Here is a 6,547-nt window from a genome sequence, read left to right on the forward strand (position 1 = left end):
GCTAAGCTTGAAAGCCATCGCACATAAAATTTACGATGCGCTCCCCTTGAAGCGGCGGGCATTCCAGATGATTCGTAGCCGGGTCTCTTTGCCGGAGAGCGTCTATCGACATCTGGGCTTCAGGGGCGAGTTCGACGTGCAGGTGGGGCCTGGGGCAAGCTTCAAGCTGATGAGCCACGGCTTCATCGTCGAGAATGAGCTCTTTTGGGCGGGCTTCGGCAACAGCTGGGAAGCTCAATCCTTACGTATCTGGGCGTGCTTGGCGCGTACCGCAAACTGCATCGTCGACATCGGCGCGAATACCGGAGTTTACAGCTTAACGGCACGGTCCGTGAACAAGACCGCGGAGGTTGTCTCGTTTGAGCCGGTTCAACGCATCTACGGCCGGTTGAACGAGAATATAGAGCTAAATCGTTTTCGCATCAGGCTTGAAAGGAAGGCTGTTTCGGATCGGCAGGGCGTGCTCCCAATTTACGACTCAGTCGGGACGCACTCCTATTCCGCGTCTCTCGAGCCGGACTTCGTGCCGGAGAATGTCAGCAAGAGCTTGGTCGACGTGGTTCGCCTTGACGAGTTCGTCGCCGAGGCCGGGTTGGCCACTCCCGACTTGTTGAAGATCGATGTGGAGGGTCATGAGCCCGCGGTGCTGAGAGGCATGAGCGGCATTTTCGAAAAAACAAGGCCGGCGATGCTGATCGAAGTTCTGGACGATGCGGTCGGCGCCCAGCTGGACGACATTCTCCAGCGCTTCAGCTATTTAAAGTTTGGGATCGACGAGCAGGCAGGACTCCGTCGCAGTGAAAAGATCCTGCCCATGGGGGGGCATAACTGGAACAACCTGCTTTGCACGCAGGAGCAGTTTGAGAGGAGCGGGCTTCAGGACTTCCTGACCTGACACGCCTCATGCTCAGCCGCAAATAGCTGCTCCTGAGTGACACTTGTGCAAAGAACGGGCTCGATTTCGACCCCTAAGTAGGCCTGTGACGCGCGTCGCGCGGATACTTCCAGATAAGGGCATCAACAGAATGGTCCGCGTCGGTATCGAATTTTCTTTCGCTGATGATCTGTGGATCGGCGGGGTGAATGGGATTGGAAACCTCCTTCACGCCCTGAAGTCTCTGCCGCAGCCCAGGATTGAGGTTATTCTGATCGCAAGCCAGCGGACGCCGGAGTCGCTGTTCTCCCAGCTTCCAGCGACGCCGGTGTTGCGAACGCGGCTCGTGGACCATGCCGATCGCACCTATCTGGTGCGGAGGGCAAATAAGTGGTTGCTGGGCAATGACATCCTGATGGACCGGTGGCTGCGCGCCAACGGTGTTGAGGTCTTTTCCCACTGCGACTCTCTCGGCCGCCGCGCTCGGACTCCGACGATCGGGCAGATCGCCGATTTTGGCTATATCGCTTGGAAGAAACTCTATCCCGAAGCTGCCTTCCAGCGGATGCACGCCGGCACCGGCCGGGTCCTCAATCAATATGACACGGTGATGATGCCAAGCTTCACAGTCGCCGAGGATTACCGGCGCTTTTTTCCCGAAGCGACGGCTAAAGCCGCGCCGCTACCGATCATTCCGTCGGAGCCGGTTGGGCAACGCAGCGAAGAGGAGTTTGGCCAGGTTCGCGAGCGGTATAAATTACCGGAACACTTCCTCTACGTACCCAACCAGTTCTGGGTACACAAAAATCACGGCGCTATTGTCGAAGCTATGGCGATCCTTTCGCGGGAGGGCCGCTGTCCCCATGTGGTCTCAACCGGCAAGACCCATGACCCGCGCCGGCCGAATCATTTCGACGAGCTGATGCAGCACGCCGACGCCGTGGGCGTCGCTGACCGGCTTCATGTGCTCGGGTTGATCCCGTATCCCGATACAGTCACGCTGATGCAGCATTGCGTGGCGGTGATGAGCGCGTCGCGCTTCGAGGGTTGGGGGCTAACGGTCGCTGAGGCGCGGATGCTCGGGAAGACGATCATCCTGTCTGATATTCCTGTCTTTCGGGAGCAGGCGCCCGAGCATGGCCACTTCTTCGACCCCGACGACACGGTGACACTCGCCCGGCACATGGCGACCGTGGCGGAGACATATTCCCCGGTGGTCGAAGGGGAACGGCGCAGGCGAGCACAGCTCAAGCTCCCTCGGCTCATTGCCGATTATGCCCGCGGCTATGAGGACATCGTACTCGACACTCTGGCCCGCAAACGGGGCCGAGCCGCTTAGCGCAACAGAGCCTTGATAAACTCGTCGAGTGGTTCGCGGCTGTTGTAAAGATGACCAGGAAGGTCGGCGCGTCTGGCTGCCTCGATGTCGCTCGGCTGATCCCCGACCAAGAGCGAGCGGCCGCGGTCTACGGGCCAGGACCTGATTAGGTCCTCGATCATGCCAGGGGCAGGCTTTCGCCAGTCGGATACCCTCGCATAGGCCTCGACCGAGCCGTCCGGGTGAAACGGGCAATAGCGAAAATCGTCCACATGCGCTCCCTCGCGCGCGAGTTCCGTCTGCATGTGAGCATGCAGAGCCTTCACGTGCTCCTCGCCATAAAAGCCGCGAGCGACTCCAGCCTGATTGGAGACAACGAAGACGAGCCAACCGCGATCATTGGCCTGGCGGATCGCCTGCCGCGCCCCCGGCAGCCATTCGAAGCGCTCGGGCGAGCCGACATAGCCGTGGTCCGCATTCAGCACGCCGTCCCTGTCCAGGAAGAGAGCGGGACGGCGAAACTGTTCGGGCAGGTCGCGTCGGGCATCTTCCAGCGTATCGGGCGTGCCGATGTCGACGAAGTAGCCTTCGGAGACCACGATCCCGTACAGCCGGCCCGTTTCTGCCAAGCGTGGGAAGACGTCGAACTCCAGGGAGCAATTCGGCTTGAGGTCGTCGAGTATACGGCGGGAAAGCAGGCCCATGCCGCCGTTGATCAGCCCCTCGCGCCCGTGGGGGTCCTTTTCGCCGAACTCCGTCACGTGCGCGCCTGCCAGCGACACCTTGCCATAGCGACGCACGTCGGGAACTTGGCGCAACGACAGTGCGGCAGCCCAGTTCGTCTCCGCTTCTGGTGAAGTGACGAGATGCTGCAAGGCCAGTATGTTACACTGGAGCCAGCTATCGCCGTTCAGCAGGTAGAAGCGGTCGCGGAGTCGGTCTCGCGCATGCCAGATCGCGCCACCGGTTCCGGCTCGTTCCGGCTCCACGAGCACGTCCACGTCCAGCCCGAAGTGAGCTACGACCCCGCTTCGGGCGGCGTATTCCGCGACTTGATCGGCTTCGAACTGCGCCAGCAGCAGCACCTCGCGGCAGCCGTGACGGGCAAGTTCGAACAGCAAATAGTCCAGAAAAGGACGACCGCCGATTTCCAGCAGCGGCTTGGGAGCGTTCGCCGTCAGGTTGCCGAGGCGCGTTCCCAGGCCGCCCACGAGTATGACGGCCTGGTCGACACGCGGCGCCGTCATCGAGCGGCGGGTTCGAACAGGTCCCGTTCCACCCGGCCGCAAATCAGGTGCGCGGCTACAATGTGGATCTGCTGGATCAGCGGCGTGCTGCCGGAAGGTGCCTTGAGGATCAGATCACATAGCGGGCCCATGTCCCGCGGATCCTCGCCGAGGAAGCCCACTGTGATCAGTCCCAACTCGCGCGCGGCGTGCATGGCGCCGACCACGTTCGGCGATCGCCCGGAAGTGGAAATACCGATGAAAACGTCGCCGGGTCGGCCCAGCCCCAACACCTGGCGCTTGAACACGTCCTGGTATCCGTAATCGTTTCCAATGGCGGTCAGCACGGACGTGTCCGTGGTGAGCGCGATCGCCGGCAGGGGAGCTCGGTCAAAATTCAGCCGCGAAAGGAACTCGCCGGCGATATGCTGGGCGTCTCCGGCGCTGCCGCCATTACCCGCCAGCAGGAGCTTGCCCCCGTCGCGAAAGCAGGTGGTGATCACTCGGGCAATATCATGCACGGACTGTAGGAAATCCGGGCTGTTGCGGGCAGCTGTCAGGGTGGAAATGCTCTCGTTCAGGAAAGCCGTTTCTTGCTCCAATTCTAGGGTGTCCACGTTTCACATCCTTTGTCGGTGAACTGAACGGCTTCCGCGGCCATCCCACGCGCGCGCAGCGACCGAAGCAAGGCAGGGCGAGCTTCGGGCGTGGCGAGAAGCATCACGAACCCGCCGCCGCCCGCACCCGAGACCTTGCCCGCCAACGCTCCCTGATCCAGCGCGAATTCGAAGAGTTGATCGATATCAGCGTTGCTGATCGCCGACGCTGTTCGTTTCTTCGCCTCCCAGGAGCGTCGCAGGACGTTCGCCATGCCGCCGATGTCGCCCCGCAACAGGGCAATCTTCATGTCGAGCGCGTCTGCTTTCAGTTGATGCATCGCGGCTACCACGTCGTCCTGGCCGGACGTAACGCGCCTGACCTGCTCGTCAATGATGCGGCTGGACTGACGTGACTGGCCGGTGAAGCAGGTGACCATCGATGCTTCAAGCTCGTCGAGGACGCCGCGACGGAGGCGAAGCGGGTTCACGATCACGCGCTCGCCTGGCAGGAACTCGATGAAGTTGGCGCCGCCGAATGCCGCTGCGTATTGATCCTGCCGACCACCGGCCAGCCCGAGGTCCTGCCGCTCGATCTCGAAGGCGAGGCGTGCAACGTCGTAGGGACTAAGCGGGAGTTCGAGAAACGCCCGAAAAGCGTCCACCAGCGCGACCACGATAGCTGACGAGGTGCCAAGGCCGGAACCGGGAGGGGCGTCGGCCTGAGTTGTGATGGTGACCGGCAAGGGACAGCCATTCCGGAATTGGCGCACTATCCGATTGTAAACCCCGCGCAACAATGCCGTAGGCCCGCTATCGTCAACCTGCGGAGAGGCGCCCTCCAGTTCGGTGACATCAAGGTCGCTGGACCGGAAACAGACTTGGTCGTCCTTGCGCTCGGTCACGAACGCATAAGCGTAGCGCTGAATGGTGATGTTCAGGATCGCGCCGCCATGCTCCTCGCAATATGGCGCGACGTCGGTCCCGCCGCCGGCAAGGCCCAGGCGAAGCGGGGCGCGTGCCCGCACAATCCTAGCTTCGGCTCTCATCATGCGGTTCCTTGAAGAAAGCCCACACTCAAGGGATTAAGCCTTCAACTCCCCATCATTGGTGAAAGGCGGAGCGTCACCGTTCGCAGCACGCAACGTCGCCTGATCCGCGCGATATTGATTGAAGTGTAGCCGCAGGCTGGGATCCGGCTGCTTGCCCGTCGGCAGCCGGCCGCCGGCCGCGATCTCCTCAGCCGGTCGCCTGCGGATCACAAGTTCGATGGCGGCTTCGGCGACCGGGCTCAGCGTTTGGTCGAACCGCGGCAGTTGATGCCGATATGCGGCATCGATCATCTCGAGCTTGCGCACGTCCGCCGCCTCGCCGAGCCCCGCCACAAGCTCGGCGAGGTTGATCGAGCGGTCGCTCCAGGAGCGCGACTTGAAGATGGTGAACGTCCACTTGTGGTCGCGGTTGAAGGTAGAAGGGAATATACCCTGCTCGTACATGTCTTCGTCGGGTACGTTGATGATGAGGTGCCCGCCAGGCTTTACGATGCGCATCCAGTTGCGCAGCCCCTCCCGCGGGTCGACCAAATGCTCAAGGCAGTGGCTGGCGAAGACGAAATCAAAGCTTTGATCGTCCACACCCGCCATGAACTGAGCGTCGCCGTCTTCCCAATCCCAGACCCGCACCGAATCCATCAGCGGAAATAATTCCGTGTAGAGCGCCAGCGGGTCGGGCTTCCCGCCAATGTCGATGCCCGAACCTACGAAGTACTTCCTGATGTAATTGGAATCGGACAAGCGTCGTTCGATGGATTTGCTGCATTCCCGCATATTTGACGTAGCTCCGGAAAGTGGAGCGCGACACCCGGCGCCAGCGTCCACGGTCGAGCGCTCAAAGCTGGCTCGCGGCAGCCGTTATCAAAGAAGCAGGTATCCTGGCAAGGCGCTGGCCTCGCAGGCATCCATTCGCTAACAGACCGCAAACCAAAATCGAGTTAGCAGGTTCATGTTCAGGAGGTTGCTCGTCGGCGGCGGGGTGTCGCTGCTGCTGTCCATGGGCGGCATGGCGGGCGGCGTGCTCGCGAACCTTTTCCTGTCGCGCAACCTTGGGGCGAGCGCGTTCGGAACCTACTCGATTGCGCTTGCGACGGCCATGATAACGGCCATCGTGTGTGCGGGCGGCCTTGAGGCTTCGGTTGTGCGTCTCGCGCCGGAGCGATTTGCGTCTGGGCACGGTCTGCGGGCCTTGTCGCGCTACGTGCTTCAGGTACAGGGTGCGCTGCATGTGGCCGCAGCCGTTTTCCTGATCTTGGCCTACGTCACTGCGTCCCGCTTGTTCGGGCTGACGCAGCCCTGGGATGTGCTCAGCATCGTCGCCATCGCGTTCGCCAGCGCGCGCCTTACGGCCCAAGGCATGGTGTTCCGTGCCGGCGGCCATTTCGTGCTGGCACAGCTATACCAGCATCCAATCCGGAGCTTTCTGTTACTCGCGTTGGTAGTCGCTGCCGGTTACGTGCTTGGGCCCCTTGATCCGTCCC

At 61.6% G+C, this 6,547-nt stretch carries 7 protein-coding genes; 3 read left to right on the top strand and 4 right to left on the bottom strand.

Going from position 1 to position 6,547, the window contains the following annotated elements; genetic code table 11:
• The first annotated feature begins 7 nt into the window (after positions 1-7).
• Positions 8-895 carry an FkbM family methyltransferase gene (locus VF631_RS00165; protein ID WP_431848233.1) on the top strand — a complete coding sequence of 296 codons (888 nt, stop codon included), beginning with the start codon at positions 8-10 and terminating at the stop codon, positions 893-895.
• 85 nt (positions 896-980) lie between these two features.
• On the top strand, positions 981-2,213 hold the full coding sequence (locus tag VF631_RS00170; protein WP_431848234.1) for a glycosyltransferase family 4 protein: 1,233 nt from the start codon (positions 981-983) through the stop codon (positions 2,211-2,213).
• Here the strand turns inward: VF631_RS00170 and VF631_RS00175 are convergent.
• Genes VF631_RS00175 through VF631_RS00190 form a run of 4 tightly spaced genes read right to left on the bottom strand, consistent with a single transcriptional unit; the run spans position 2,210 to position 5,807 of the window.
• A complete protein-coding gene (locus tag VF631_RS00175) occupies positions 2,210-3,439 on the bottom strand; it encodes an HAD-IIIA family hydrolase (protein WP_431848235.1) in 1,230 nt (409 codons plus the stop codon). The genes VF631_RS00170 and VF631_RS00175 overlap by 4 nt on opposite strands.
• Complete coding sequence (locus VF631_RS00180; protein ID WP_431848236.1) at positions 3,436-4,035, bottom strand: D-sedoheptulose 7-phosphate isomerase; 600 nt, start codon at positions 4,033-4,035, stop codon at positions 3,436-3,438. Before VF631_RS00180 ends, VF631_RS00175 begins: the two co-directional genes overlap by 4 nt.
• On the bottom strand, positions 4,023-5,066 hold the full coding sequence (locus tag VF631_RS00185; protein ID WP_431848237.1) for a dehydrogenase: 1,044 nt from the start codon (positions 5,064-5,066) through the stop codon (positions 4,023-4,025). The genes VF631_RS00180 and VF631_RS00185 overlap by 13 nt, the downstream gene beginning before the upstream one ends.
• A 33-nt stretch (positions 5,067-5,099) precedes the next feature.
• Positions 5,100-5,807 (bottom strand): methyltransferase domain-containing protein, encoded by a 708-nt coding sequence (locus tag VF631_RS00190; RefSeq protein WP_431848238.1) that lies wholly within the window; start codon positions 5,805-5,807, stop codon positions 5,100-5,102.
• Positions 5,808-6,015: 208 nt separating this feature from the next.
• Here VF631_RS00190 and VF631_RS00195 point away from each other — a divergent pair.
• Positions 6,016-6,547: hypothetical protein (locus VF631_RS00195; RefSeq protein WP_431848239.1), on the top strand; the 532-nt coding region annotated here is incomplete at its 3' end.

Origin of the sequence: Allosphingosinicella sp., assembly GCF_036387615.1 — a bacterium.
GTDB lineage: Bacteria > Pseudomonadota > Alphaproteobacteria > Sphingomonadales > Sphingomonadaceae > Allosphingosinicella.